Below are 26,656 nucleotides of genomic sequence, written 5' to 3' on the forward strand. Positions count from 1 at the left end.
GACGGTCACCAGCGACTTAATCCCCGGCGACGGTCCAGACAGATCTCCAAACGCTTTCCTCGTCGCGGTCGGTAGGTCGTACCCGATGAGCTCCGTGAGTGCGCTGGCCCAGCAGCTCGCCGTGGTCGCCGGCTTCGAGAACCCGCGGGTCTCGCTCGAACAGTACCGGACCCCGCCGGAGCTGGCCGCCCGCCTCGTCCACGACGCCGACCTCCAGGGCGACATCGAGGACCGGCTGGTGGTTGACCTCGGGACGGGGACCGGGATGCTCGCGCTCGCGGCCGCGCTCCGCGGCCCGACCGGTGTCGTTGGCCTCGACGTCGACATCGACCCGCTCCGGACCGCGGTCGAGAACCGCCGTCGAGTCGGCACCGCAGCGGACGTCTCGTGGGTTCGGGCCGACGCCACCGACGCGCCGCTCGCACCGCCCGACCGCACGACCGTCGTGATGAACCCGCCGTTCGGTGCTCAGAACGACAACGCCCACGCCGACCGCGAGTTCCTCGCGGCCGCCGCCCGCCTCGGCGACGTCTCCTACTCGGTCCACAACGCCGGGAGTCAGCCGTTCGTGGAGTCGTTCGCCGCCGACAACGACGGCACGGTTACGAGGAAGTTCCGTACCGAACTCGACCTCCCGAACCGGTTCGCGTTCCACGACGAAGAGACGCGCACCATCGACGCCGAGCTGTTCCGTATCGAGTGGGACTGAGCCGTCACCCCCGGATCGGTTCGCGGCTCCCGTGCCGGCGATCAGCGCTCGTGCAGCAGGTCGAGCGCACACCGGAGCTGGTCGCCCCGGTCGGCGTCGGTTTCGAGGACCTCCCTCGACCAGTCGGCACCGTCGTATTCGAGCGCGGAGACCGTCCGTCCGGTCAGGAGCACCAGTCGTTTCGTCGCGTCCGGTTCCCGGGACGAGCGCCCGTCGAGCGGGGCCGTCCCGAGCGAGATAACCGACTCGACGTCGGGCTGGGCGCGGATCCGGTCGACGTCCGGCCGTTCGAGCGGTCTGGAGGGGATCGAGGTGCGGTCGTACACGGTCGTTCCCCTCGATGGGGCGCGAGCGTTCTATTCCTTCGGGTTGCCTGCGCAACGAGTACAGGTCGATACGGGATTTTGGTGACAGTTCATTTATACGTTTCGCGGCTGGCCACCCGCACCCTGGTTCCGTCGACGGCGACGAACAGGTCACCGCCGGTCCGGTCGAAGCTCAGGCCACCCGCATGAGCGGTCGTCCCGTTTGCGGGGAGTTTCACGCGGTCGACGGTCTCGTTCGCCCGGGAGACCACGACCCCGAAACCCTCGCGGCGCGGGACGACCGAGACGTTCCGGTTCGCGACCGTGGCGTCGGCGGTAGCCGGACCCGAGAGATAGGCGAGTCGGCTGTCGTTGCCCCGACCGAACCGGACCTTGTAGGCGTGGCCGCCGCCGATTGCCTTCCAACCGGTGCGGGAGACGTGGACCGACTCCCGCCAGCCGAGGCCGCCGACGCCGACCGTGGCACAGCCGGCGAAGGCGAGCCGTGACTCCTCGACCCCGGTGGTCCAGAGGCTCCGCTGTCCGCTCTCGACGATCACCCCGCTCGCGTTCACCGTCGTCGACTCGCCGAACGCCGACACGTCGACCACCGAGACCACCCGGTTCGTGACGTTCTCGGCGTAGTAGACCGTGTAATCCCGGACCTGAACCCGGTCCATCGTGCCGGCGGCGGACCCGTCGTCTTGGGCGAGCGCCGTTCCGGTCGCGGTGGTCGTCGTGAGGTTCACGGGGACCGCGGGCGCGGCGAGCACCGCGAGCGCGAGCAGGAGTACCATCGCCGCCCCCGCACGGCGCTCGATGCCGACGATTCGACGGACGTGTCGGACACCCCGGACACCCCTGGCCCGACCGGGAGTTGCGACGCTCGCCGCGACGAGCAACGCGAGCGCGAACACCAGCGCCACCCCGAGGGCTCGAAAGAGGACGAACCGGCCGTTGCCGCGGAACCAGTAGACTGCCCAGAGCGACTGCCCGATGGCGAATACCAGGGTGCCGAGCCAGAGTCGCCCCGCCGACGGCAGCCGTTCGCGTCGGCGGAACACCGCGACCCCGATGACGATTCCTGCCAGTAACCCGAGGGCGTGGGCCTGTATCGCGACCGTCGCCCACCACGGGAGCCCGTAGCCGCCACCGCTCGCGCCCGCCTCGACCACCGGGTTCCGGAGCGCGACGTACACCTGCTGGATCACCCCGCTCGCCGCGAACACCACCACGGTGGCGAGCGGGTAGCGAACCAGCGTGAACCCCGCGAACGCGAACACCACACCCGAGAAGCCGATGATCGGTCCGATCGAGAACAGGCCGGTGAACAGCCCCACCGCGACCGCGGCGGCGGGCACGGCGAGGATTCGAGCACGGGGACTCGTCACGAACGCGTCTTCGGCTCGTGCGCTCGGAACGGCCGAGCCTCGGTCCCGGTCGCGCGTCGGCGGGTAGTGGCCCCACGCGTACTCCGCGAGCGGCGCGAGCGCGAGCGTGCCGACGAGGTTGCCCACTAGGTGGCTCGGGCCGATGTGAGCGAACGGCGCGACGACCATCCCCAGCGGGTAGCGGTACGACCACGCACGGAACGGGAGCGAGACGGGGTTTCCCCACGACGTGAGGCCGCCCTGGACGACCAGATAGATCCCGAGAACGAAGCCCACGGTCAGAAGCGATCCCCACGGGACACCGTAGACGAACCGTGCCTGGAGATGCGCGCCCCAGCGCTCGTCGTCGAGACGCGCGACCGCGACCACCGACCCCACGACCGCGAGCACCAGGACGATGCGTGCGAGCACCGCCCACGGCGAGATCATACTGACGACTGGACAGCGAGGGGTTTCACTCTGTCGCGCGCCGGGATTCGTCAGGTTGAAGCGCGCGACGACGAAGGAGGTGTATGGACCTCCGCGTCATCGAAAACGACGACACCGAACTCTCGATCGAGATCGCTGGCGAGGACCACACGTTCATGAACGTCCTCAAGGGCGCGCTCCTCGAAGTCGAGGGCGTCTCCGCCGCGACCTACGACATGAACCCCGAGCAGTCGGGTGGCCAGACCGACCCGATACTCGTGATCCGGACCGAACCCGGAACCGCCCCGCTCGACGCGCTCGAAGCCGGCACCGAGCGGGTCAACGACATGACGACGGCCTTCCACGAGGCCTTCGAGTCCGCAGCGCCCGCGGCCTGAACACACCGCCTCCCCCTTTTCACCGTTTCCAGAGCAGTCGCTGTGTCCCAGCTCGCTTTTCGGACCCGTCAGCCGCCGAGCGGTGCGGTCGGCGGACGCGGGGTGCGATTAGGGCGGATGGGGTGGCGGTCGGTGGCGGTTGTGGTACGGTTGCGGTGGCGGACGGTTGGCGCGCGCTGGCGGTCGTGCGTGAGTGAAATCGTTCGAAAGGCGCGAAGCTCTCCCGAACGACTTTGCTCTGCCGGTGGATGAACGAAACGAACGAGGCGAGTGAAGTAAATCGGTTGGGAGGCGTGTAGACGACGGGGAGCGGTAGTGATAGTGGTTGTACTGCGAGCGAACGGTGTGAGCGAGCAGCCTTTTTAGTCCAGGTTTTTGGACGGGGGTTGAGCGAGCCGAAGGCGAGCGATTCCCCCGTCTAAAAAAGTGGGTGCGGGAGGCTCGTGGCTGTCGCGGGGCGGGAGCGGTGCGGTCCCTCGTTTGCAACGGGTTACCCGCGGTCGTCGCTGGTACATCGCCGTCACCAAAAGACAAGGATGGGAACCCGGAGACCAGTATCGTCGCGACCGCACTCGAACGGTTTTTTGCCGCCGCGGCGGAACCGTCGCCAATGAACCTCCTCGTCGTCGGCGCGGGCGCGATGGGACGGTGGTTCGCCGACGTCGTCGGGTCGGCGGGCATCGAAATCGCCTTCGCCGACACCGACCCCGACGTGGCCGCCGCCGCCGCCGACGCGGTCGGGGGTCGTGCGGTCGCGCTCGACACCACCGAGCGCTTCGATGGGGTCTGTCTCGCGGTGCCGATCTCGGCGGTCGAAAGCGCGGTCGCGACGTTCGCGCCGCGGGCCGACCGCGCGATGCTCGACGTCACCGGCACGATGGCGACCCCGGTCGAAGCCATGCGGACCCACGCACCCGACCGCGAGCGGCTGAGCCTCCACCCGCTGTTCGCCCCGGTGAACGCCCCCGGCCGGATCGCCGTCGTCGACGACGCGACGGGCCCGGTGACCGACGCGGTCCGCGAAGCACTCGAACGGGAGAACGACCCCTTCGAGACGACTCCCGACGAACACGACCACGCGATGACTACGGTACAGGCCCGCACCCACGCCGCGCTGTTGGCCTACGCGCTCGCCGCCGACGACGTCCCGGACCGCTTTCACACGCCGATCTCCGGGCCGCTCTCCGAGCTCGCCGACCAGGTGCTCTCGGGCTCCCCACAGGTATACGCCGAGATACAGACGGCCTTCGACGGGACAGGGGAGATCGCCGCCGCGGCCGAACGCATCGCCGCCGCGGATGCCGAGGAGTTCGAGGCGCTCTACCGCGAGGCACGCGATTCGGTGGACGAACGATGAGTGCCGACCAGCGCGAGGAGGTCCGGGCGAACGCGAAGTACCTCCGGGAGGTCCGACCGATCGACCCCGAGGAGATCTTCGAGTACGTCGACGGCCGACCCCACCCCGCGGTGGTTCGGGAGACGCTTCGCGACGAAGCCCCCGACCTCGGACTCGTCGAGCGGACGGACGGCACGTTCGTTCCGGTCTCCGATGACCCGATCGCGGTCGAGTTCGACGGCGTGTCGGCGTTCCCCGACGAACACGCCCGCGACCTCGAGAACCTACTGGTCGAAGCGTACGGACCGGGCTGGCCCGACGGCGAATCGGGTGACGGGCTCCGCGACCGGATCCGCCGGTTCAAGGAGTCCTACTTCGCGGGGCAGGCGGTCGAGTACGACCGCGACACCGCGCTGGCGTACGCCATCTACCACCTCGCGGACTACTACGCCGTCGCGCAGTACGTCCTCGCCGACCTCGCGCGCGATGGACTGCTCTCTCATCACCTCCGGGTGCTCGATGTCGGTGCCGGCGTCGGCGGCCCGGCGCTCGGCCTCGCCGACCTGCTCCCCGACGACGCGCTCTGTGAGTACCACGCGATAGAGCCGAGTGCAGCAACCGAAATTCTCGATTCGCTGCTCGAAGCCACCGGGCGAAACGTCCACCCGACGATCCACCGTACCACCGCCGAGGACTTCGAACTCGATGGCGAGTACGACCTGATCCTGTTCGCCAACTCCCTCAGCGAACTCGACGATCCAGTGGGAGTCGCTCGGCGGTACTTCGACGCCCTCGCTCCCGCCGGTTCGCTGGTCGGGATCGCTCCCGCCGACCGCGAGACCTCGATCGGGCTTCGACAGATTGAGCGCGCGCTGTGTGATTCGGGCCCCGCGACGTGCTATGGCCCCGCCGTTCGGCTCTGGCCGGGCCACGCACCCACGGATCGGGGCTGGTCGTTCGACGTGAAACCCGACTTCGCCGTCCCCGGATTCCAGCGCCGATTGGCCGAGGCCGTCGAGGACCCAGACGACGACCCCGAGGCGTTCGTCAACGTCGACGTCCAGTTCTCCCACACGGTCCTCCGACGAGAGGGACGACGAAAGACCGAATTCATCCCCAATCCCGACAGAACAGCGAAGATGGCCGAGAGCGACCGTCACGTCTCGAACCGTGTCGACCTCGTGGCGGCGAAACTCAGCCACTCGCTCTCCGAGGGGAACCCGCTGTTCAAAGTCAGCGACGGCAGCGAGTCCGCCGACCACTACGCGGTGGTGACCCGCGAGACCGGACTGAACCGCGCGCTGGCCGAGGCCGACTACGGCGAGCTCCTCGCGTTCGAGAACGTCCTCGTGCTCTGGAACGACGACGAGGACGCCTACAACCTCGTGGTCGACGACGAGACCATCGTCGACCGGCTGGCGTGAGGTTTGGGTCTTTCGGCAGCCTCGATCCGAGCCAGCGTGGCGGCGTTCGCGGCGTTCGCGGCGCGTCAGCCGCGGTGTTCGCCGGCGTTACGTTCATGACGCCGGGGGTCGTAGCGTGGACAGACCCGAATGAGGCGCGAGTACTTCGACCTCCACGTCAGCAACACCGATTGGGTGTCGGCCGAGGACGAGCCTCGAAAACCCACGATCGTCATCGCGTTCGACGGTCCGCGCGAGGTGCTCGAAACCAGCCTCGCGGGGGCCGACGAGGGCCTCGTCGAGGCGAGCGAGACCGACGTCAACTATCGGTTCCACGCCGACGGCCCCGCGGGGGACGGCGTGCTCTCGGTCACCAACCGTATCACGGGCGACTTCGTGCTCGAACTCAACGCGACCGCCGACGGCGTCCTCGAGTTCATCCGGGCCGCCCGAGCCTACGGCGAGCGCGCCGCCGACGGCGACGGCCGCTACCGGCTCGTGGTTCGTTTCGAGAACGACGAACTCCTCGCACACGAGAAGTCCACCTTCCTCGTCTACAACCACGAGGGCAACCTCGTTCGCCAGCACAGCCTCATTCCCGGCGGCGTCGAGCTCTGAATTCGGCCGCTATCCTCCCAGACTAAGTAGCCCCGCGACCCGAGACTGGGTATGACACTCTTCGGTACTGCGGGTATCCGCGGTCCGGCGATATCTCGGGTGACGCCCGAACTCGCGCTCGCGGTCGGCCGGGCGGCGGGGCTCGACGCCCGCGCGACCGACGACGTGGACTCGACGTTCGTCGTCGCACGTGACGGTCGCGAGACGGGGTCCGGGCTCGCCGCCGCCCTCGAAGCGGGGCTCGAAAGCGCCGGTGTGGCCGTGCGCCGTGCAGGCGTGCTTCCGACGCCGGCGCTCGCGTTCGCCTCGCGGGGGCGACGCGGCGTGATGGTCACCGCGAGCCACAACCCACCGGCCGACAACGGTCTGAAGCTCTTTCACGACGGTCAGGAGTACGACGACGACGCCGAGGCCCGCATCGAGAGCCGAGTAGAAGACGATGCCGACCCGGTGGCGTGGAGCGAGTGGGGAACCGCGGAGCGACTGCACCCGCTCGGGGCGTACCGCGAGGCGGTCGTGGACTACGCGGAGGGGTACGGCACGGCGCTCGACGGCCTCGCCGTCGTCGTCGACTGTGGCAACGGAATGGCGGGCCGGGCGACCCCGCAGGTACTCGACGAACTCGGTGCGGACGTCACGGCGCTGAACGCGAACGTCGACGGGTCGTTCCCCGCTCGTGGGTCGAAACCCACACCCGCCACCCTCGGGGACGTTCGGGCGTTCCTCGCGGACGGGGATGCCGACCTCGGGTTCGCCCACGACGGTGACGCCGACCGGATAGTCGTCCTCGATTCGACTGGTGAGATCGTCCACGAGGACACGATCGTCGCTGTGCTCGCCGAACAATACACCCGTGCGAGCGACGCCGCGGACCCGGTCGTGGTGACGACGCCGAACGCCTCCTCCCGGATCGACGACCGCGTCACCGCGGCGGATGGGCGGGTCGAACGGGTGCGTCTGGGCGCGCTTCACGAGGGGGTCGTGACGGCATACGAGGCGGGGACGGACGACACACGCGTGGTGTTCGCGGCCGAACCCTGGAAACACGTCCACTCCGAACACGGCCCCTGGATAGACGGCGTGGCGAGCGCAGCAGTTCTGGCACGATTGGTCGCCGAGAGCGGTCTCGATGCGCTTCGTGAGCCCGTTCGGGAACTCCCCTACCGAAAGGTGAGTATCGACTGTCCCGACGACCGGAAGGAACCGGTGATGGAGCAGCTCGCGACGACCCTTCCGGACGAGTTCCCCGACGGCGAAGTCGCGACCGAACACGGGGTCCGCATCGAGCGCGACGACGGCTGGGTACTGGTGCGCCAGAGTGGTACCGAACCGAAGGTCAGGATCTACGCCGAGAGCGAACAGGTAGACGCGCTCATCGACCGAACCCGTCGAGTTATCGAGACCGCCATCGACCGACCGACCTCCTGAACCGACCGATCTCGGGTTTCCTTCGAGAGAACATATTCTGCGAGATGAGGATTGATTGTGTATCGCAACATGTGGTTCATACGTCGCAGGCCCAACAGAATTATAGCCAAAAATATATAAATTAAATTACAGTTAATCTGCTGATCTGCGGAAATCGTCTGAGGGGATCGAAAGTGGTTTGGATGGGACAACGAAGCCTCACGGGTTCCGTAGCGAGCAACCACTGCGAACGGGCCCCGTTCGTATAGCAGGGGCCGATATATTCGGTCGAAATGGTCGGAGGAAGTACCCAAGCAGAAGTGGTGTGTCGCGCGACCGTACGGCCCCTTCATCCTCCGCCCCGAGGTGGTTCGACGGTTTCTCGCGGCTTCACGGCGACTGACGACCGCAGCGCTGGTTGAGCGATTTCAGAGCTTGGGCTGTGGACAACCGCCGGGGATGCTGAATTCCCGATGTCCCTTCGTTCGCTCCATCACGAGGGACGAGCGGTCTTTCGACCACCGAGGCCAGCGTGCCGTGATTCGACATCGACCCCGGTTCGGCGGTGCTCCCCACACCGTTCGCCGACCTCCAAAAGGTGATATTCACCGCGTGCAGGAGGTGTCGGAGTTCGTTCGATCGTTCTGTGTACGTGCGTAGCCATACCACGTCTGATGCCGTGAGATACGCCCGCAGAGTGCCGATATGGCGCGACTCGGGCAGTTACGAAGGCCACGATCCGAGCTCACGACGCCGTATTCCTGTCTTCGAAACGCTCCGCGTTTTCGGTTGTAAGAAAGCCCGTCGCGTCTTTCCATGTCCTACAGAGCGGGGTTTCGTGCCGTTTCTTCCGCTGGGCTACGATCCGGGTGTCGCAGAGCGGTTCCCTTCGACTCAATCGCACCGAAATGCCCGATGGCCCGCTGTGATGCTCGACCTGCCGTGTGACGGCTGTTCGAGCGAACGCGTGCACATCGTCCTCTGAGAGGGGATCCGGAAGCTAAACCGAAATGGGGGTTCGAGACGCCGAGAGACGACGAGCGATCATTCGTCCCTCGCCTCTCGCCGGTCCTGCTCGATGAGAGCCTGCTGAACCTGGTGGCGAAGCGGCGCGCCGTCGATATCGTACGGGAACTCCGCGACGGTCTCCTCGACGGCGATGGCGAGACGCATCGCTTCCTTGATCGCCTCCGAGCGCGAGCCAGCGTGGTCGGGCCCGCAGCCGAGCGTCTCGTCGAACTCCCGAAGCACGTCGTCGTCCGCGCCGATCCAGATACCGATCGTAGTGCCGTCCGAAGCCATGTTCCGACCTGGTTCGCAGGGGACTAAACACGCGGGATGTCGCCCTCACGTAGTTCGTAGTGGTCCGCACGCGAGCTCTCGCATGCAGTCGAGTTTCTGGGCCGCTCCGAGGGGCTCACTGGCCATACGCTGGATCGCTCCGGTCGTTCCAAGGGTTTATACCGGTCGAGACTCAGCGGGGAGTGACCACGCTGCCGAAACGAACTCGATTTCCGAGTTCTGTCCTGCAAGGCTGCAAGGACGATCTTGCAGGCCTGGTCAAACTGACCTGCAAGGGCGCGCGAAAACCGCACGACGTAGAAGGGGTGGTCGGAAACGCGCTGTGAAAATAAGAGACCTTATCCTGTGTGAGCGCCGAAGATTGATGCCGATGGCGTACGAGGGATCGATCGATGGCCGACACCGAACGGACGACGGTCAGAACGCAGGTGCCGTCGTATCAGCAAGAGGAGTGGCGGGCGCACGCCGACGACCTGGGGATGAGCCAGAGCGAGTTCGTCAGGTCGATGGTCCAAGCCGGGCGTCACGGGTTCGACCTCGATACCGAATCCGGGGAACCCGGTTCTGACGGTGCGACCCCAGGGGTCGACGACCTCGAAACACGGCTCCTCGATGTTCTGGACGAGGAGCCCCGTTCGTGGGAGGAGATCGTGGGCTCGCTCACCGAAGACCTCGAAGACCGGCTCGAAACCGCCCTCCAGCGTCTCCAGCGCGAGGGTCGGATCCAGTACAACGGCCGTCGGGGTGGCTACGCCGTGACGGGGACGGATGTCGACTGAGACGGTCTCGCCGGACGACCCGGTCGCGTACTTCCTCCAGAACCTCGAATACCAGGGCCGGTCCGAACGCACCCGTGCGGCGTACGAACGCGTCCTCCGTCGATTCGAACGATTTCTCGGCGATTCGGGGAAGGTGCTCGCCGAGGCCGGCGAACACGAGTGTATGGCCTGGGTGCACTCGTTGCGAACGGATCTGGCTCAGAGTACGGTGGCGACCTACGCGACGTATCTCCACCGTTTCTACACCTACATGGCCCGTGTCGGTGCCTTCGAGGCCAACCCGATGGCGCTCGTGGTCGAGGGAATGGACGAGACGATCGACAAGAACCCCCACCGACGCGATATATCGGTATCCGCGATGCGGGCGTTCGTCGCCGACATCCACCATCCGCTCGACCGAGCCGTGGTGGTGACGCTCCTGAAGACTGGAATGCGCGTCGGAGAGCTCTGTAACCTCGATCTGCGGGATCTCACGCTGGTCGACGACGAACTCGCCGCCCGGTTCCCCCTCGGCGGTGGAGCGCTCCGCGACCGCGAGAACGCGCTCCACGTCAGGAGCGATGTCTCGAAGGGGGCTGTCGTCAACGGCGAGGAACGGAGCGCCTCGAACAAACGAAAGCGGGCGACCGTGGTCCCGGTCGACGATGAGCTCCGGTCGACCCTCCGACGCTGGCTCGCCATCCGCCCCGACGCGGTCTCACCCGCCGAACCGCTGTTCCTCAACACCGGCCGCAAGTGGGGTGAACGCCTCACACCGGCGATGGTGGGCCGGATCGTCCGGGATCACGCCCGAGAGAACGGCTGGTACCGAACGGGTGGCGGGGCGAGCGAGAACGTCACGCCCCACTACTTCCGACATTTCTTCACCACGCACCTCCGCGACCGCACCGGCGACCGCGGTATCGTAAAGTACCTCCGTGGCGACGTCGCGAGCGACGTCATCGACACCTACACTCACGACTGGGGTGGCCGGGTTCACGAACGATACATATCGAATATCTATAACTTATTTTGACGAGCTGTGAAGCGAGTCGTGTCTCGTCTCGAACTCGTAAACTGTATGCTGTTATACGAACTTGGCACCAGAAAGTGCGAGAGCTCGATCGGGCCGATCGCCTCGATATCGAGCGCGTTGTAGGCGTTCGTCGTCGGTTCGAGGAGCGGCTGCCGAGTTGCGTGGCAGTCTTTCATCTCGACTCAGTACAGTTGCCCGAACATTAATGAGGAATACTGCCATCGGTCGTGATATGACATCACTTGACGACGTTTTCGTCGCCGATGCGGTGTGTCACGCGTACAACCAGACCGAGGCGAACTACCGGGTGCCCGAATACGCAGCACAGGTCGTACAGATCGGTGTCGGGTTGGAGAACGCGATGCCGGAAGGCTACGCACGCACGGAGGAGACCTTCCTCAGTGACTGGGCCATCGAGAACACCGAAAACGCACTCTTCCGCGAGAGTCAGACGGATTTCAGCGTCATCCACCCACAGTCCATAGCGGCGTTCCACGACGGCCTCACCGCGCTCGACAAAGCGATCGCCTACCAGGAACGCAACCCGCACCGTGGCGCGGCCCTCGCCAGTATCGACGCTGTCGGGACGGACGACCCCGAGGCGGAACTGACGCGTCAGGTCGACGAGTTCGACCCCCACGGCGTGAAGGTGTATCCCTCCTACTGGGAGGAAGACGGGACTCATCACCCGTTCAAGATGAACGACCCCGAGACCGCGTTCCCGCTCTGGGAACGCGCGAGCGACCTCGACCTCGACGTCGTCGCCGTCCACAAGGCCCTCCCGTTCGGCGCTGCCCCGATGGACTCCTACAAGGTCGGCGGCATCGAGGAAGCCGCCAACTGCTTCCCCGAACTCAACTTCGAGATCGTTCACGGCGGGTTGACGTTCGCCAAGGAGACCGGCTGGCAGATCGCCCGCCACCCGAACGTCTACGTCAACCTCGAGCTCACCCTCGCGGAGGCCGTGACGACACCGAAGACGTTCACCGAGACGTTTCAGGACCTCCTCTACGCCGGCGGGAAACACGCGATCGACAAGATCCTCTGGGGAACCGGCGCACCACACTTCCATCCCCAGCTCCTCTTGGATCGGTTCTGGGCGTTCGACTTCCCCGAGATGGAGAGCTTCTCCGGGAGCTTCACGATAACGGAGGACGACAAACGGAAGATCCTTGGGGAGAACTTCGCGGCGGCACACGACTTCGACCTCGACGAACTGAAAGACCGAGCAGCGCGCGGCGAGTCCAGCACCGGAGCGACGGTGGCCGAGCCGTGGTCGACGACGGACTTCGAGGTAGCCTCATGACACCAACGGCGACCGTCCGCGACGCGCTTCGGGGGATCGTGGACCCGTGCAGCGCGGCGACGGGGTCCAACCTCGACATCGTCGAGATGGGGCTCGTCAAATCGATCGAGGTCTCCGACGGGCACGCCCGTATCGGGATGCGGCTCACGACGCCTGCGTGTCACATGGGTCCGTACTTCATCAAGGAGACCAGGGAGCGTGTCGGCGCGCTTCACGAGGTGGAGTCGGTGTCGCTCGAAACGGACGGTGGCTTCGAGTGGTCTGAGGAGATGATGACCGACGACGCCAAGGAACGCCGTCAGGCGGTCCTCGACGAACAGGAACGACGCTACCGCGAGGAGGTCGAGAGCGAGAGTCGTTCGGCTGTCCAAGAGTAGCTACGGGACGACCGCGACCCGTCGCCCTCCCATCGAGCAGCGTCCTGCCGGGTTCCCGACTATCGCTGAACGAACGCGGACGTGTGTCAGTGTTCAGAACGGGTCGTCCTCGACGCGGGTCGGGGCTTGCAGCGAGCGCATAGTTGCCACACCAGTTCCCGCCCCTCGATTATCAAAACCCCATTTCGTGATAGTAGCCCTTATTAAGAAAGAGAATAAAGATAACAACATACGATGCACGAACGCACTCGACGACGGGTTCTCACGGCGAGCGGAGCGGCAGCCGTCTCCGTAATGGGGCTCTCCGGCTGCGTCGGTCAGAGTAGTCCGAGCGGCAACGACAGTGCCAACGGCACCAACAACGAGGTGGAGAACAGCAGTGCCGGCGGTGGGAGCAGCAGCGGCGGGGTGCTCACGGTCGCCTACGTGCCGATCTACCCGAACATGCAGCACTACATCATGCAGGAGGAGGGCTACTACGACGCCCTCGATACCGAGGTGACGGCCAAGCGCTTCTCCGACGGTCCGAGCGTGGTCAAGGCGTTCGCGAGCGACGAGGTCGACGTCGCGCTGTTCGGTGTCACGCCGGCGATGGTGCTCACGGACAAGGGCAAGCGGGCCGACGTCCTGGCGGCGAACAGCCGAAACGGTTTCCGGGTGATGGCGACGAACGCCTTCGGCGACCTGTACGCGGACCAGCAGGGTGACGCGTTCTCGGCGTTCGAAAAGCGGGAGGGTCGGAAGGTGAAGTTCGGGGTCCCGCCCGACGGCAGCGTTCCCGACATCGCCCTCCGATACTGGATCGAACGGGACCTCGGTCTCGGGGAGCTGGAGTCGGTCGTGGACAAGGTGAAGGTCTCCCCGGCGAAGGCCCCACAGACGATGGGGAGCGGCGGGGTCGACGCGACGATGATCCAGGAGCCGTTCGCGACGGTGATCGAGAACGAGCAGGGCTTCGGGGAGGTCGCCTGGTCGGGCGATATCCTGCCGGGCCACCCGGTCACGGTGACGTTCGTCCAGAACAGCGTTCCGAGGGATATCGCCGAAGGGTTCGTCGAACAGCACAGCAAGGCGACGAAATTCGTCCGGAAGAACCCGAAGAAGGCGGCCGAGGACGCCGCGGCGGTCATCGGTTCCGGTGTCAGTACCGACCTGGCACGGAAGGCGATCGACTCGCAGGCGTCCGACTTCCTCTCGGATCCCCACGAGGTACGAACCCAATCCAAGAAGATGGCTCGACTCGTCGAGGAGATCGGGAACACGGAGTCGGTGGTCTCGCCGAAACAGCTGTTCGATTTCAGCGTCTACGACGCCGTCTCGAAGCGATGAGCGTCGAAACCAGCGACACCGACTCGGCCACGGAAGACGGGTTGTTTCCCGACCTGAACCCGGGTCGGATCGTGAGAGGAACCCTCGGGACGGGGGGATTTCTCTTGGTCTGGTGGGTCGCGTCGTCGTTGATCGAGCCGGCGTATCTCCTCCCTGGACCGGCGGCGGCGGCGAGCGCCTTCGTCGAGCAGCTCACGATGAGCGCGCGGTTCACCGTTCCGCTGGTCGGTGCCGAAGTTCAGACGTCGCGCATGGTGGTGAAGCTCGCCCAGACCCTGCTCCACTACGTTCCGGGGCTGCTCGTCGGCGCTTCGTCCGGTATCGCGCTCGGGATCGCCCTCGGCTGGAGCGGGCGGCTCGACGACGCGCTGACCCCGGTCGTGCGGATCCTTCGACCGATCCCGCCGCTGGCGTGGGTCGTCTTCGCGATCGTGTGGTTCGGGATCGGGCACGCCGGGGCGGCGTTCATCGTCTTCATCGGCGCGTTCTGGCTCAACTTCTACGGGGCGTACAGCGGCGTCGAGGACACCCCCGGGCGGCTCACGGAGGTCGCGTCGAGCCTCGGGGTGCGGGCGGACCTCGAGATGATCCGCCACGTCGTTCTGCCGAGCGCCGCCCCGCAGATCCTGACGAGCTTCCGGACGAGCATCGGCCGGTGTCTGATGATCGTCGTCGGCGCGGAGCTCTTCGGGGCTCCCGGGGTCGGCTACGAGATACTCAACGCCTCGAACAACCTCGCAATGGACACCAGCGTCGCGTACATGCTGGTGATCAGCCTCGTCTATCTCGTGATGGACGGGGCGTTCCGCGGTTTCGAACGGCGGGTGCTCGCGTGGCGCGAGTGAGCGACGGCGAGCCGCCCGAACGGACCGACGACCGTACGACTGCCGCCGAACGTGCCGACGACGGGGACGAGGCCGACGAAACGCCGGCGATCCTCGTCGACGAGGTGAGCAAGCGTTACGAGTCCGATCGTCAGTCGATCCAAGCCCTCGACGACGTCCGCTTCAGCGTCGGGACCGGCGAGTTCGTCTGTCTCGTCGGCCCCTCAGGGTGTGGAAAGACGACGCTCCTCCGGGCGATCGCGGGGCTCGAACCCTCGATAGACGGGGCGGTCGTGATCGACGGCGAGCGGATCGACGGCCCGGGAACCGATCGTGGAATGGTGTTCCAGGAGTACGGTCTGTTCCCGTGGCTCACCGTTCAGGAGAACGTCTGTTTCGGCCTCGAACGCCAGGGGATGGCGCGGGAGGCCTGTGACAACCGGTGTTACGAGATGCTCGACCTCGTCGGGCTCGACGGGTTCGCCGACGCCTACCCGAAGGAGCTGAGCGGCGGCATGAAACAGCGCGTCGCCGTCGCCCGCGCGCTCGCCGTCGACCCCGGGATACTCCTGCTGGACGAACCGTTCGGGAGCGTCGACGCGCGGACCCGCGAGCGGCTCCAGAACGAACTCCTCGACATCTGGCGGGCGACCGAGAAGACGACGCTGTTCGTGACCCACGAGGTCGACGAGGCCGTCGTCCTCGGCGACCGAGTCCTCGTCATGGGTGCCGACCCCGGCCGGGTGGTGGAGGCGGTGGACATCGACCTCCCGCGGCCACGCTCCCGAACCGACGAGGCGTTCGTCGCGTACACCGAACGGGTCCGGTCGCTCATCGGTGACGGGGCGACCGATCGTTTTTAATAATTAGGAGAGCTAATTTATCATATGGAAGTCGTTAGCATCTCGATGACGGAGGACCTTCTCGACCGGATCGACGGGTTCGCGGACGAACACGGGTACGCAGGTCGAAGCGAAGTGATGCGCGAGGCGGCCCGGGGGCTGCTCGACGAGTTCGACGACGACCGGCTCGCGGACCGTACGCTCATGAGTACGGTCTCCGCGCTGTTCGAGTACGACAGCCCGCGGGTCGAGACCCGGATGCGGCGGCTCCGACACGAGTACGACGACCTCCTCTCCTCGACCACCCACGACTGCGTCGGCGAGAAGCACGGCTGCATGGAGTCGTTCGTTCTCGAAGGCGACCTCGAAGAGATATCGTCGTTCGTCGGAAAGCTTCGCGCCGTGGACGAAGCCCTGACCGTCGACTACACCCTCTTCCCGATAGAGGACATCGATGAGCGACCCGTCCAGGTAAGATGAGGTCGTAAATCAACGATGATCGGCTTCAGACGGCCGCAGACACCCTTTTCCGACCGGCTCGACAAGAAAGGGCGATGGCACTCGATACCGACCAGATAGACGGTTCGACGGCGATCGTCACCGGTGCGTCCTCGGGGATCGGCGAAGCGACGGCCAGTGCGCTCGCCGACCACGGCGCGAACGTCGTGCTCGCCGCGCGCCGCGAGGACGAACTCGAATCGCTCGCCGAGGCGATCGAAGCCGACGGCGGCCGTGCGCTCGCCGTTCCCACCGACGTCACGAACGAGGCCGACCTCGACGCGCTCGTCGACGCCACGCTCGACACCTTCGGGACGATCGACGTCCTCGTGAACAACGCCGGCGTGATGCTGCTCGAACCCGTCGAACGCGCCGACCGCGAGAACTTCCGGCAGATGGTCGAGGTCAACCTCCTCGGGTTGATGAACCTCACCCACGCCGTCCTGCCCGTGATGCAGGACCAGGGGAGCGGCCACATCGTCAACGTCTCCTCGACGGCCGGTCGGCAGGCGAACGCGAACTCCTCGGGCTACAACGCGACGAAGTTCGGTGTCAACGGCTTCACCGAGGCGCTCCGCCAGGAGGTCACGGGGGAGGGGATCCGCACGACGATAGTCGAACCCGGCGCGGTCGAGACCGAGCTCCCGGAGCACATCCCCGACGAGGAGGTCAAAGAGCAAATGGAGGAGGGCCTGTTCGACTCGATGACGCCGCTCCAGAGCGAGGACATCGCCCGGGCGGTCGCCTACGCCGTGACCCAGCCCCAGCACGTCAGCATCAACGAGATGCTGGTTCGACCGACCGACCAGGAGCGCTGACGGGAACCGTCCCAAACGGGTAGGAACGGCCGCGGATCGGGGCGCGGGCTTCCGCGAGACGCAACTACTTGTCCGCCGATCGCGAACGGCTCGGCATGGATTTCGAGGAGAGCGACGAGGGGAAACGAGTCGTCGACCGGGAGGGGAACGTGATCGGCGAGATCACGGACGTTCGGGACGGCAACGGCTACGTGAAGAAGACCGGTGAGGAGAGCGTCGTCGACGCGATCACGACGAGTCTCGGCTGGGACGACAGCGCAATTCAGGAACTCGAAGGCGAACACGTGGACGCCATCGACGACACCGAAGTCCGACTCCGGGAGTTCTGAAGCGGTCCGAACGGCCGGCGAGGATTTATACCGACATCCGTTATCCACCCACGATGGCCCGATCGTTCGAAACCGTTCGTCGGCGGGGCGTGATAGCGTGAACCTCGGTGTGAGCTCGGAGCACGTCCTGTCCGGCATGGAGCGTCTGGCGGCGCTCTGTATCGCCCTCGGGCTGATACTGGGGCTCATGCGGCGGTTGGTCTTCCAGCTCCCGTCCCGACTGGGGGTCTGGATGATGTTCTTCGGGCTGTTCCTGTTGATCCTCACCGTTGCGCTCGATCGTACGCTGTGAGACGTCTCCCCGAACGACGTCACTGATGAGCGAGTTTTTACGGGACGGCGACGAACGACGGAGCGTCATGCGCCGACGAAAATACCTGATCACAGCCGGAGCGCTATCGGCCGGGCTCCTCGCGGGCTGTAGCAGCGGCGACAGCGGGAACAACAGTGGCGGCGGGGGCGGAAGCGGCGGTACCGAGGGCGACGACGACGGCGACAGCGACACGGCTGCCGGGTCGGGGAACGACAGCGATGCCGATTCGGGGACCGATTCCGACGACTCCGATTCCGACACCGACATGGATTCGAACGAGAGCGACGACGACACCGATTCGGATGCCGACAACGAATCGGATGGCGACGACGATTCCGACAACGGAACGGAGTCGAACGGGAGTGACGACGCGGACACCGACGTCGACTCGAACGGCGGCAACGAGTCGGATTCGGACGACGATTCGGACAGCGACAACGAGACGAGTTCGGACGGCGGTAACGGGTCGGACGACAGCGACAGCGACACCGATTCGAACGCCAGCGATTCGGACAACGACTCCGACTGACGAAAGCGGGCGGAGGTCACACCGGCCGACGGCACGGACCGGCGCTCGAAGGCCGAAGGGACAACCGGTGGACGGCGATACGACGACTCGGGGTGAAGGAGGATTCACCCCATTCCCCTTGCTATCCTCCGATGGACCCCTTCGCGCGCCAGTTCTCGACACCGAACGTCAGCGGCCAGGGAGCTGGACAGCCGGATCGACATGGCCGTTTTTCACCCGTCAATCGAGCGCCGCGAGGTCCGCTTCGAGCGCGTCGGCCGCGTCGAGTCGAAGCCGTTCGGCGGTCGTTTCGTCGAGACGGGCCGGTCCCGATATCGAGCCCGTGAGCGGTCGATAGTTCGCGGGGTCGAAGCCCATCGTTTCGAGGTAGTCACGGACGTCCGGCGCACCGATGCCGTCCTCGACGGCCGCGTCGGTCAGTTCACGGAGGTCGGCGAAGGGCGGAACGCCGATCCGTTCGTCGCCCACCGCGGGGTCACCGACCTGCACTGGGGTGTCGTTCGTGCGCTCGACGAGGTCCGCGACCGTCCCGACGAGTTCGAGTACCTGGCTCGGGAGCGCCGTGTCGGGTGCACGCCACTCGACCGTCGGCTGCGCCCCTCGAAGTCGGACCGGCGTCAGTACCGCGTTCTCGGGCTGGAAGTGCTCGTCGAACACCGCGTCGTCGATGCCGACCTCGTGTGCGATCGTTCGCAGCTCGCGGTAGCGGGCCTCGATGCGGCTCTCCCACTCCGCGACGTCGGTCGCGTACTCCCAGAGGTCACGATAGCGCTCGAATCGCGCGCCCGATTCGTGACGGTAGACGTGGGCCCGCGAGCAGTTCGCGACCCGCTCGCCACGGTAGTACGGCGACGAGCTCACCAGCGCGAGCGCGGGGTCGAGCGCGGTCAGGAGGTTGAGCTGTCGTGTCACGCGCTCGCGCTCGAAGTGGACGTGTGTGCCGGCACAGTTCTTCGCGGGCTCGATGCCGTCGCCGTAGATGCGTTCGAGGAGCTTCCCGCGGGCCGACCGGACCGCTCCGGTCTGTGACGAGAGCGGCGTTCCGAGCGGCACGAGCCGCCGTCCATCGGACGCGGCGGCCCCCATCACCGCTTCGAGCACCTCGACGAGCGTCTCGCGGAGCGCCGGGATCGAACCGACCGGCGGGGTCTCGACCTCGATCATCGCGTCGACGAACTCGGGCGAGACACGGTCGTGCGCCTCGACGAGGTCACGCCCGTCGCACAACCTCCCGCTCCCGTCGACCACCCAGTATTCGGCTTCCAGTCCTAATCGCATGACGTCCCTACCTGTATGGGGTATCTGTATCTGATGCTTTCCGCACCACCCGACGATGCTCGCCGTGGCGCGGAAATGAGCGATCCGAGCCGTTACGGGGCTGAAATCGCGGACGAACCGGTGCCGAGCGTTCCATTCCGCTGCGACAATCGTTCGGTCCACGACCGATTACGTGAGGGGTCGACATGGGTCGATGGCTTGCGGGGGCCGGTACGTTATTCACGATAGAGAATAAAGAATACCCGTACGCGGTCATCGAGACATACGTGCCACCGGGCGAGTGCCCTCGCCGGCCGACCGAAAACTCGACCTCGAATAAAGAAGTCTGCTCGGGAACCGAATCGAGATCTCCGTACAGAATCCGTGTTGCGATGGTTTGTTGCAGGTCGCCTCGAACCCGAACACGACACGTCAGTGATCCGGTGGGCATAGAGTAAAGTATTCGGAGCCGAATCGTCACGTAATGGATGGAACAGTGGCGGTGATCGGCGGCGGTTCCACGGGGACGGGTATCGCCCGCGACCTGGCGATGCGCGGGTTCGACGTGACGCTCGTCGAGAAGGGCAACCTCACCCACGGGACCACCGGCCGGATGCACGGCCTGCTTCACAGCGGGGGTCGGTATGCGGTCTCCGACCGGTCGAGCGCCCGCGAGTGTATCGAAGAGAACCGGGTTCTCCGGGAGATCGCGACCCACTGCGTCGAGATGACCGGCGGGTTGTTCGTCCAGAAGGAGGGCGACGCCGACGAGTACTTCGAGGAGAAGCTCGAGGGCTGTCGGGAGTGCGACATCCCGGCCGAGGTGGTCTCGGGCGAGGAGGCCCGGGCGATCGAACCCTACCTCGCGAAGGACGTCAAGCGCGCGATCCGGGTACCCGACGGCGCGATCGACCCGTTCCGGCTGTGTGTCGCCAACGCCGCGAGCGCGATCGAACACGGCGCGCGCGTCGAGACCCACGCCAAGGTGACCGACGTGCTCGTCAAGGACGGCGCGGTCGTCGGTATCGAGGTCGAACACGAGAACGGGCCGGGGAAGCGGGTGCACCGAAAGCCCGGCACGACCGAGGAGATCCGTGCCGACTACGTGGTGAACGCCACGGGCGCGTGGGCCGGCCGGGTCGGCGCGATGGCGGGCGTCGACGTCGAAGTTCGGCCCTCGAAGGGCGTGATGGTCGTGATGAACACCCGACAGGTCGATACCGTCGTCAATCGCTGCCGACCGAAGGGCGACGCCGACATCATCGTGCCCCACGAGACCGCCGCGATCCTCGGCACGACGGACGAGGAGGTCGAGGACCCGGAGGACTACCCCGAGGAGGGCTGGGAGGTCGACCTGATGATCGACACGCTCTCCGAACTCGTCCCGATCCTGAAAGAGGCCCGAACCATTCGCTCCTTCTGGGGCGTGCGGCCGCTCTACGAGCCCCCAGGAACCGGGACGACCGATCCCACGGATATCACGCGGGACTTCTTCCTGCTCGACCACGAGGAGCGCGACGATTTGCCTGGGATGACTAGCATCGTCGGCGGGAAGTTCACCACGTATCGATTGATGGCCGAGAAGATCTCCGACCACGTCTGCGAACAGTTCGGGATCGAGGCCGAGTGTCGTACCGCCGACGAACCCCTGCCGGGGAGCGAGGACATCGGAAACCTCGAAGAGTACATGGACGCGTTCGGGCTTCGATCACCGATCGCGAAGCGGAGCACGAAACGCCTCGGGAGTTTTTCTCCCCAAGTGCTCGGCGGGAGCGACCCCAACCCCGTGGTCTGTACCTGCGAGGCCGTGACCAGCGCCGAGATCGACAAGGCGATCGACGAATCGGGAACCGACCTCAACGCGGTTCGGCTCCGCACCAGGGCGTCGATGGGCAACTGTCAGGGGGCGTTCTGCTGTCAGGGGATCGCGAGCCAGCTCCACCCGACCTACGACGAACCCACTGTGCGCGACGCCTACGACGAACTCTACCAGGAGCGCTGGAAGGGCGAGCGCCACGGCCTCTGGGGCGAACAGCTCTCCCAGGCCGCGCTGAAGTACGCCCTCCACGCCACGACGCTGAACCGCGACCGCGACCCCGCCGCACGCGAGTCCGACCTCGACTTCGCGGCGTTCGACGACGGCCGACCGACGGACGACGTCGAACCCAGCACCTCGCGCGGCACGCGCGAGACCGCCGCCGACGGCGGTCGACTTCCACCGAACGAGGGGCCCGATGGCGATTCGTGAGGACGTCGTCGTCGTCGGCGGTGGCCTCGCCGGAATGAGCGCCGCGCTCTCGGCGGCCGAGACCGGAGCCACAGTCCGATTGCTCTCGCACAAGAAGAGCACGCTCCGTCACGCCAGCGGTCTCGTGGACTGTCTGGGATACACCGGCGACGACGGTCCGCTCGCGGACCCGTACACCGGGCTATCCGACCTCCCCGACGACCATCCCTACCGGGTCGTGGGCGAGTCCGCGATCCGCGAGGGGTTCGACCGCTTCGATAGCGTGGTCGGTGATAGCTATCTGGGGAACCACACCGACACCAACGCGCTCGTCCCCACCCAGGCCGGCACGATCAAACCGACGGCACGTTACCCCGCCTCGATGGCGGCGGGCCTCGCGAGCGACACCCGCTCGACCCTACTGGTTGGATTCGAGGGATTGAGCGACTTCGACGCGCCGCTCGCGGCCGACCGTCTCGCCGCGGCGGGCGTCCCGTTCGATGTCCGAGGTGTGACGCTCCGCTTCCCGAAGGAGTTCCGCGCCGACGCCAAACTCACGCGGTACGCGCGCGCGCTCGACCGCGACGAGGAACCCGACAAGGACCGCGCGCCGCGGTTCGACGGGGTTCGGCGAGCGCTGGCCGAACTCGTCAGACCGAAACTCGACGGGGCCGAGCGCGTCGGCTTCCCCTCCCTCGTCGGCGACGACGAGAACGACGCGGTCCGCGACGACTTGGAGAAGCGTCTCGGCGTCCCCGTGTTCGAGCTCGCGGCGTCACCACCGAGTTTGCCCGGTGTGCGCCTCGAATCCCTGTTCCTCGCGGCGCTCGACGAGGCGGGTGTCCGACGAACCACCGGCAACCCCGTCGTCGACTACGAGTCCGAGGACGGGGCCCTCACGACAGTCTACACGGACAAGAGTGGCCAGCGGGTGCCCTACGGTGCCGACCAGTTCGTGCTCGCGACGGGCGGGCTCGTGGGGAAGGGGATCGGGAGTTCGCGCGATGGCGTTCGCGAGCCGGTCTTCGACTGTCACATCCCCCACCCCGAGGACCGATACGACTGGTCCGCGACCGACGCCTTCGGCGACCAGCCGTTCGCCCGCTTCGGTGTCGTCCCCGACGACGACCTCCGACCGCTCGACGCGGCCGGCGATGTCGAATTCTCGAACCTCCGTGCCGCCGGCAGCGTGCTCGGCGGTGCGGACTTCGCCGCCCAGAAGTGCGGGAGCGGCGTCTCGCTCGCGACCGGCCACGTGGCCGGCGAGCGTGCAGGAGCCCTGATCTAACTTTCACAATGAGCGACGCAGACACGACCCCGACCGACGCCAGCACCGACTCGTTCGAACCAGTCGACGTCTTCTCCGGGGAACCGATGGACCTCCGGCCCGGCGCGGACGACTGCTACAAGTGCACGACCTGCGATACGTCGTGTCCGGTAGCGGAGGTCGACGACGACTTCCCCGGTCCGAAGTTCCAGGGCCCCGAGCAGTGGCGGCTGAAACGCAAGGGCGACGACGACATCGACCCCTCGATCAACTCGTGTTCGAACTGCATGCGGTGTGACAACGCGTGTCCCTCGTCGGTGCCGCTCAGTCAGATGCACAACGAGGCGCGCGGGGCGTTCGTCGAGCGCCAGATGGAGAAGCTCTCGACCGAGTACGTCAGGAATCGGATTCTCGCCAACTACCGGACCTCGGCGTGGTTCGCCTCGAAAGTCCCACGGATCGCGAACTTCGCGATGAACTTCGGACCGGCGCGGTGGGCGATGGAGAAGACCCTCGGCGTGACGGCCGAACGCGAGTTCCCCGCCTTCGCCCAGCAGACCTTCCGCGAGTGGTGGGCCGAGCGCGGCGGGGCCCACGTCGAGAACCCCGACAAACGGGTGGCCTACTTCCACGGCTGTTACTCGAATTATAACACTCCAGAGGTCGCGAAGGCGATGGTCCACGTCTACGAGCACTTCGACTACGAGATCCTGGTGCCACCCCAGAAGTGCTCGGGCACGCCGATGTTCGCGAACGGGATGCTCACGGACGCCCGCCGGCACGCCCGGACCAACGTCGAGGAGCTCGCGGCGGCGATCAACGACGGGGCCGACGTCATCGCCTCCTGTACCTCGTGTTCGATGGCGCTCCGTCAGGAGTACCCCGAACTCTTCGACATCACCGACATCGAGACGGTCGCACAACACACCTACGAGGGCCTCGAATACCTCCGGATCAACGAGGACCTCCGCGGGGCGGTCGAAGAGAGCGAGGTCGACCGTCCGGATATGGCCTACCACGCACCGTGTCACGCCCGGAATCAGGGGCTCGACCGCCAGGCGGTCGAACTCTTCCGCGACCTCGACGGGGTCGACATCGAGGACGTCGGGCCGTCGTGCTCCGGGATCTCCGGGACCTACGGCTGGAAAGAGGAGAAGTACGACAAATCGATGCAGATCGGCGAGGAGATGTTCGAGCACATGGAGGCCGGCGCAGGCGAGGAGGGTATGACCGAGTGTCCGACGTGTGCGATGCAGATGGAACACGGCACCGGCTACGAGATCACCCACCCGCTGGAAGTACTCCAAGAAGCCCTGACCGAGACCTCGGCGGCCTGAGACCGACCGAACTCGTCGGACCTCGACCCCAGCGACCAGGCTGGATGTCGGGTGCGCAATCCGTAACTACCCGCGGTGACTATCGACGGGCATTGAGCGAACCAACTGACCACGACGCCGTTCTCACCGGCGTCAGGGCGGCGCTCGAGGACAACGGGTTCGACGTCGAGTGGGTCGACTACGACGCCGACCACGAAGCGATAGTCGTCCAGTACGCGACCATCGTCGGCGGTGCCGACGAGATCAGGGACGTCCTCACGACGGACATCCCGAAGACGATGGGCGCGTTTCAGGGGCCCGTACTGGCGGCGACCGACCCGGACCCCTACACCGAACTGGTCGTACTGGTCGTCAACTCACGGACGACCCCGGCCGAGCGGACCGGGAAACTCCGCTGGGAGATCGCCTGGGAGTGGGTCCCCGGCGAGGCGGGGGTCTCGCCCGGGGAGTACGAGGACCCCCTCCAACGGGTGCTCTCGACGGCCGTCGTGATAGACGACGAGGGGACCCACGACATCGACGCCGAGTTCGAGTTCACCGATACGGAGTGAGGACAGGAGAACTCCGTGGCGTGACGCGCGGTCTCCGGCCCCGGTCTATCCGCTCTTCCCGCTCTTCCCGTTCTTCCCGTTCCTGTTGTTCCTCCCGCTTTCGCCGGCCAGGTCGTCCGGTGCGGTCTTCGGCGCGTTCTTCGGGCGCTTCTTGCGGTTGTCCCCGCGCCGTTCGCGCTGGAGCGGGATCGGGACGCCGCCGCCCGATTCGATCCAGTCGAAGAGCCGGTCGTGCATCGCCTTCCGGCGCTGTTCGTGCTTTCCGTCGTCGAACAGGTTGTTCGCCTCTGCGGGGTCGGCTTGGAGGTCGTAGAGCTCGTCCTGCATCGGCCCGTAGTACCAGATGTACTTGTACCGACCCCGCCGCGTGCTGAACATGGTCGGGTGTTTCGGAAAGCCGCCCCAGAACGATTCGTAGTACGGGTCCTGACTTCGGGCGGTTCCCTCGCCGGCCAACGCGGGGAGGAAGGACTCCCCGCTCATGTAGCCCGGTCGAGAAATGTCGGCGACCTCCAGAAACGTCGGTGCGAGGTCGACGTTCGAGACCGCCCGGTCGATGGTCGTGCCGGACTCGACGAGCCCCGGTGCCCACGCGAGCAACGGAACCCGCATCGAGGGTTCGTAGGCGGTCTGTTTGCCGATGAGACCGTGTTCGCCGAGCGAGAAGCCGTTGTCGGACATGTAGAGCGTCAACGTCGAGTCGGCGACACCGGACGTATCGAGCTGGTCCATCACCGCGCCGATGCTCTCGTCGAGCGAGAGCAGCGTCTCACAGTACTTCCGGTAGAGGGTGTCGAACCCGGACGGGCCGCCGAACCCGAAGTTGCCGCCGAAGACGTAGTCCACCCCGCGAACGCTGTCGCGCTGCTCGCGCACCCAGTCCGGTTTGTCCCGGTAGTTCGCCGGGGAGTTGGCCATCGTCTCCGGGTACTCGATCGGCGCGTCGGCGTATCGGCCCCGATGACGGGGCGCGGGGCGGAACCAGGCGTGTGGGGCCTTGTGGGAGAGATAGAGGAAGAACGGTTTGTCGCCGCTCCGGTTCCTGAGCCACCGGAGTGCGTACTTCGTCAGGATGTCGGTGATGTAGCCGTTGTGCTGTACCCAGTCGCCGTCGACGTTGAGCTGGGGGTCGATGTAGTTGCCCTGTTTCTCGAAGCTCACCCAGCGGTCGAACGCCGGCCGGGGCTCGGCGCTGTTGATCCGGAACGTGTCCCACTTCCCGATGAAGGCGGTCTCGTAACCGGCGTCCTTGAGGTGGTCGACGAAGAACGGGTCATGGTCCGACCGGGGATGCTGGTTGTCGATGACGCCGTGTTCGTGGGCGTACTGACCGGTGAGGATGGAGGCCCGGCTCGGCGCACACAGCGACGTGCTGACCGTCGTGTTCGGGAGGTGTGCGCCCCGGTTCGCCATCCGGTCCATGTTCGGCGTCTCCAGGAACTCGGGCGTTCCCGGTTCGTCCACGAAATCCATGAAATCGTACCGGTGGTCGTCGCTCAGAACGAAGACGATGTTGCGGGGCTGGGACGTATCGGTGCTACCGAGGAGCGCAGTGTTGGACGAGCAGCCGCTGAGCAGCCCACCGACCCCGAGTCCACCGGCCGCCTTCATGGCCTTTCGCCGGTGAAGGTGATGGGGTCGCTCAGTGGTCTGGTCGGTCATTGGACCCCCTCGCCGCGTCGAACTGAAAGCCGTTTCTATCGGGTCATCGACGGGCCGTCGACGGCCGGTTCGCGCTCGTGATTTCCCTCCGACGCTCGCTACCGCGTGGTAAAAGTTCG

At 66.2% G+C, this 26,656-nt stretch carries 27 protein-coding genes; 22 read left to right on the top strand and 5 right to left on the bottom strand.

The genetic code is table 11. From position 1 onward, the window contains the following. Window positions 1-85 precede the first annotated feature (85 nt). Window positions 86-709, top strand: a complete 624-nt coding sequence (locus D3261_RS07000; RefSeq protein WP_120070729.1) for an METTL5 family protein — start codon at window positions 86-88, stop codon at window positions 707-709. A 41-nt stretch (window positions 710-750) separates the two neighbouring features. Here D3261_RS07000 and D3261_RS07005 read toward each other — a convergent pair whose 3' ends face one another. Both D3261_RS07005 and D3261_RS07010 read right to left on the bottom strand, forming a co-directional pair. Beyond that, entirely contained in the window at window positions 751-1,035 is a 285-nt protein-coding gene (locus tag D3261_RS07005; protein ID WP_120070730.1) for a hypothetical protein, read from the bottom strand. 89 nt (window positions 1,036-1,124) lie between these two features. Further along, window positions 1,125-2,834, bottom strand: a complete 1,710-nt coding sequence (locus D3261_RS07010; RefSeq protein ID WP_120070731.1) for a rhomboid family intramembrane serine protease — start codon at window positions 2,832-2,834, stop codon at window positions 1,125-1,127. Window positions 2,835-2,917: 83 nt separating this feature from the next. Here D3261_RS07010 and D3261_RS07015 point away from each other — a divergent pair, with 83 nt between their 5' ends. The 5 genes from D3261_RS07015 to D3261_RS07035 all read left to right on the top strand — a co-directional run bounded on the left by D3261_RS07015 (window position 2,918) and on the right by D3261_RS07035 (window position 7,996). Further along, on the top strand, window positions 2,918-3,211 hold the full coding sequence (locus D3261_RS07015; RefSeq protein WP_120070732.1) for a DNA-directed RNA polymerase subunit L: 294 nt from the start codon (window positions 2,918-2,920) through the stop codon (window positions 3,209-3,211). A 610-nt stretch (window positions 3,212-3,821) separates the two neighbouring features. Then, a complete protein-coding gene (locus D3261_RS07020) occupies window positions 3,822-4,568 on the top strand; it encodes a prephenate dehydrogenase/arogenate dehydrogenase family protein (RefSeq protein WP_120070733.1) in 747 nt (248 codons plus the stop codon). After that, window positions 4,565-5,971 carry a small ribosomal subunit Rsm22 family protein gene (locus tag D3261_RS07025; protein WP_120070735.1) on the top strand — a complete coding sequence of 469 codons (1,407 nt, stop codon included), beginning with the start codon at window positions 4,565-4,567 and terminating at the stop codon, window positions 5,969-5,971. Before D3261_RS07020 ends, D3261_RS07025 begins: the two co-directional genes overlap by 4 nt. 129 nt (window positions 5,972-6,100) lie before the next feature. Then, window positions 6,101-6,568, top strand: coding sequence for a DUF5793 family protein (locus tag D3261_RS07030; RefSeq protein WP_120070737.1), 468 nt, complete (start codon window positions 6,101-6,103; stop codon window positions 6,566-6,568). A gap of 51 nt (window positions 6,569-6,619) precedes the next feature. Then, window positions 6,620-7,996: a phosphomannomutase gene (locus D3261_RS07035; RefSeq protein ID WP_120070739.1), complete on the top strand. Its 1,377-nt coding sequence runs from the start codon at window positions 6,620-6,622 to the stop codon at window positions 7,994-7,996. 1,023 nt (window positions 7,997-9,019) lie between these two features. Here the strand turns inward: D3261_RS07035 and D3261_RS07040 are convergent. Then, window positions 9,020-9,277, bottom strand: a complete 258-nt coding sequence (locus tag D3261_RS07040) for a hypothetical protein (protein ID WP_120070741.1) — start codon at window positions 9,275-9,277, stop codon at window positions 9,020-9,022. Between the two features lie 392 nt (window positions 9,278-9,669). Between D3261_RS07040 and D3261_RS07045 the strand changes: the two genes are divergently transcribed. From D3261_RS07045 to D3261_RS07100, 12 genes are all read left to right on the top strand, one after another. Continuing rightward, a complete protein-coding gene (locus tag D3261_RS07045) occupies window positions 9,670-10,056 on the top strand; it encodes a DUF5805 domain-containing protein (RefSeq protein WP_120070743.1) in 387 nt (128 codons plus the stop codon). After that, window positions 10,046-11,071 carry a tyrosine-type recombinase/integrase gene (locus D3261_RS07050; protein WP_120070746.1) on the top strand — a complete coding sequence of 342 codons (1,026 nt, stop codon included), beginning with the start codon at window positions 10,046-10,048 and terminating at the stop codon, window positions 11,069-11,071. The genes D3261_RS07045 and D3261_RS07050 overlap by 11 nt, the downstream gene beginning before the upstream one ends. Window positions 11,072-11,303: 232 nt before the next feature. After that, window positions 11,304-12,377 carry an amidohydrolase family protein gene (locus D3261_RS07055; protein ID WP_120070749.1) on the top strand — a complete coding sequence of 358 codons (1,074 nt, stop codon included), beginning with the start codon at window positions 11,304-11,306 and terminating at the stop codon, window positions 12,375-12,377. After that, window positions 12,374-12,754 (top strand): metal-sulfur cluster assembly factor, encoded by a 381-nt coding sequence (locus tag D3261_RS07060; RefSeq protein ID WP_233553919.1) that lies wholly within the window; start codon window positions 12,374-12,376, stop codon window positions 12,752-12,754. The genes D3261_RS07055 and D3261_RS07060 overlap by 4 nt, the downstream gene beginning before the upstream one ends. A gap of 234 nt (window positions 12,755-12,988) precedes the next feature. Further along, window positions 12,989-14,083 carry an ABC transporter substrate-binding protein gene (locus D3261_RS07065; RefSeq protein ID WP_120070754.1) on the top strand — a complete coding sequence of 365 codons (1,095 nt, stop codon included), beginning with the start codon at window positions 12,989-12,991 and terminating at the stop codon, window positions 14,081-14,083. Continuing rightward, entirely contained in the window at window positions 14,080-14,928 is an 849-nt protein-coding gene (locus D3261_RS07070; RefSeq protein WP_120070756.1) for an ABC transporter permease, read from the top strand. The genes D3261_RS07065 and D3261_RS07070 overlap by 4 nt, the downstream gene beginning before the upstream one ends. Then, the gene (locus D3261_RS07075; RefSeq protein WP_120070759.1) at window positions 14,916-15,770 is read left to right on the top strand and encodes an ABC transporter ATP-binding protein; all 855 of its coding nucleotides are present in this window, start codon (window positions 14,916-14,918) and stop codon (window positions 15,768-15,770) included. The genes D3261_RS07070 and D3261_RS07075 overlap by 13 nt, the downstream gene beginning before the upstream one ends. A 24-nt stretch (window positions 15,771-15,794) precedes the next feature. Then, window positions 15,795-16,229 (top strand): CopG family ribbon-helix-helix protein, encoded by a 435-nt coding sequence (locus D3261_RS07080; protein WP_120070761.1) that lies wholly within the window; start codon window positions 15,795-15,797, stop codon window positions 16,227-16,229. A gap of 74 nt (window positions 16,230-16,303) precedes the next feature. Continuing rightward, entirely contained in the window at window positions 16,304-17,065 is a 762-nt protein-coding gene (locus tag D3261_RS07085; protein ID WP_120070764.1) for an SDR family oxidoreductase, read from the top strand. 68 nt (window positions 17,066-17,133) lie between these two features. Continuing rightward, entirely contained in the window at window positions 17,134-17,394 is a 261-nt protein-coding gene (locus tag D3261_RS07090) for a hypothetical protein (protein WP_233553920.1), read from the top strand. Between the two features lie 109 nt (window positions 17,395-17,503). Then, window positions 17,504-17,686 carry a hypothetical protein gene (locus tag D3261_RS07095; protein WP_158589360.1) on the top strand — a complete coding sequence of 61 codons (183 nt, stop codon included), beginning with the start codon at window positions 17,504-17,506 and terminating at the stop codon, window positions 17,684-17,686. Window positions 17,687-17,711: 25 nt separating this feature from the next. Next, entirely contained in the window at window positions 17,712-18,236 is a 525-nt protein-coding gene (locus D3261_RS07100) for a hypothetical protein (RefSeq protein WP_233553921.1), read from the top strand. 219 nt (window positions 18,237-18,455) lie between these two features. Here D3261_RS07100 and D3261_RS07105 read toward each other — a convergent pair whose 3' ends face one another. Continuing rightward, window positions 18,456-19,514: a glutamate-cysteine ligase family protein gene (locus tag D3261_RS07105; protein WP_158589361.1), complete on the bottom strand. Its 1,059-nt coding sequence runs from the start codon at window positions 19,512-19,514 to the stop codon at window positions 18,456-18,458. Window positions 19,515-19,977: 463 nt separating this feature from the next. Between D3261_RS07105 and glpA the strand changes: the two genes are divergently transcribed. The 4 genes from glpA to D3261_RS07125 all read left to right on the top strand — a co-directional run bounded on the left by glpA (window position 19,978) and on the right by D3261_RS07125 (window position 24,875). Further along, entirely contained in the window at window positions 19,978-21,741 is a 1,764-nt protein-coding gene (gene glpA, locus D3261_RS07110; protein ID WP_120070770.1) for an anaerobic glycerol-3-phosphate dehydrogenase subunit GlpA, read from the top strand. After that, a complete protein-coding gene (gene glpB / locus D3261_RS07115; protein WP_120070773.1) occupies window positions 21,728-23,008 on the top strand; it encodes a glycerol-3-phosphate dehydrogenase subunit GlpB in 1,281 nt (426 codons plus the stop codon). Before glpA ends, glpB begins: the two co-directional genes overlap by 14 nt. A gap of 8 nt (window positions 23,009-23,016) precedes the next feature. Then, on the top strand, window positions 23,017-24,324 hold the full coding sequence (locus D3261_RS07120; RefSeq protein ID WP_120070775.1) for an anaerobic glycerol-3-phosphate dehydrogenase subunit C: 1,308 nt from the start codon (window positions 23,017-23,019) through the stop codon (window positions 24,322-24,324). A gap of 92 nt (window positions 24,325-24,416) precedes the next feature. Next, a complete protein-coding gene (locus D3261_RS07125) occupies window positions 24,417-24,875 on the top strand; it encodes a hypothetical protein (RefSeq protein ID WP_120070778.1) in 459 nt (152 codons plus the stop codon). Between the two features lie 45 nt (window positions 24,876-24,920). On the opposite strand, the gene D3261_RS07130 is transcribed toward D3261_RS07125, so the two are convergent. After that, the gene (locus tag D3261_RS07130) at window positions 24,921-26,537 is read right to left on the bottom strand and encodes a sulfatase (protein ID WP_120070781.1); all 1,617 of its coding nucleotides are present in this window, start codon (window positions 26,535-26,537) and stop codon (window positions 24,921-24,923) included. Between the last annotated feature and the right edge of the window lie 119 nt (window positions 26,538-26,656).

The organism is Halococcus sp. IIIV-5B, from assembly GCF_003602035.1.
Taxonomy (GTDB): Archaea; Halobacteriota; Halobacteria; order Halobacteriales; family Halococcaceae; genus Halococcus; species Halococcus salsus.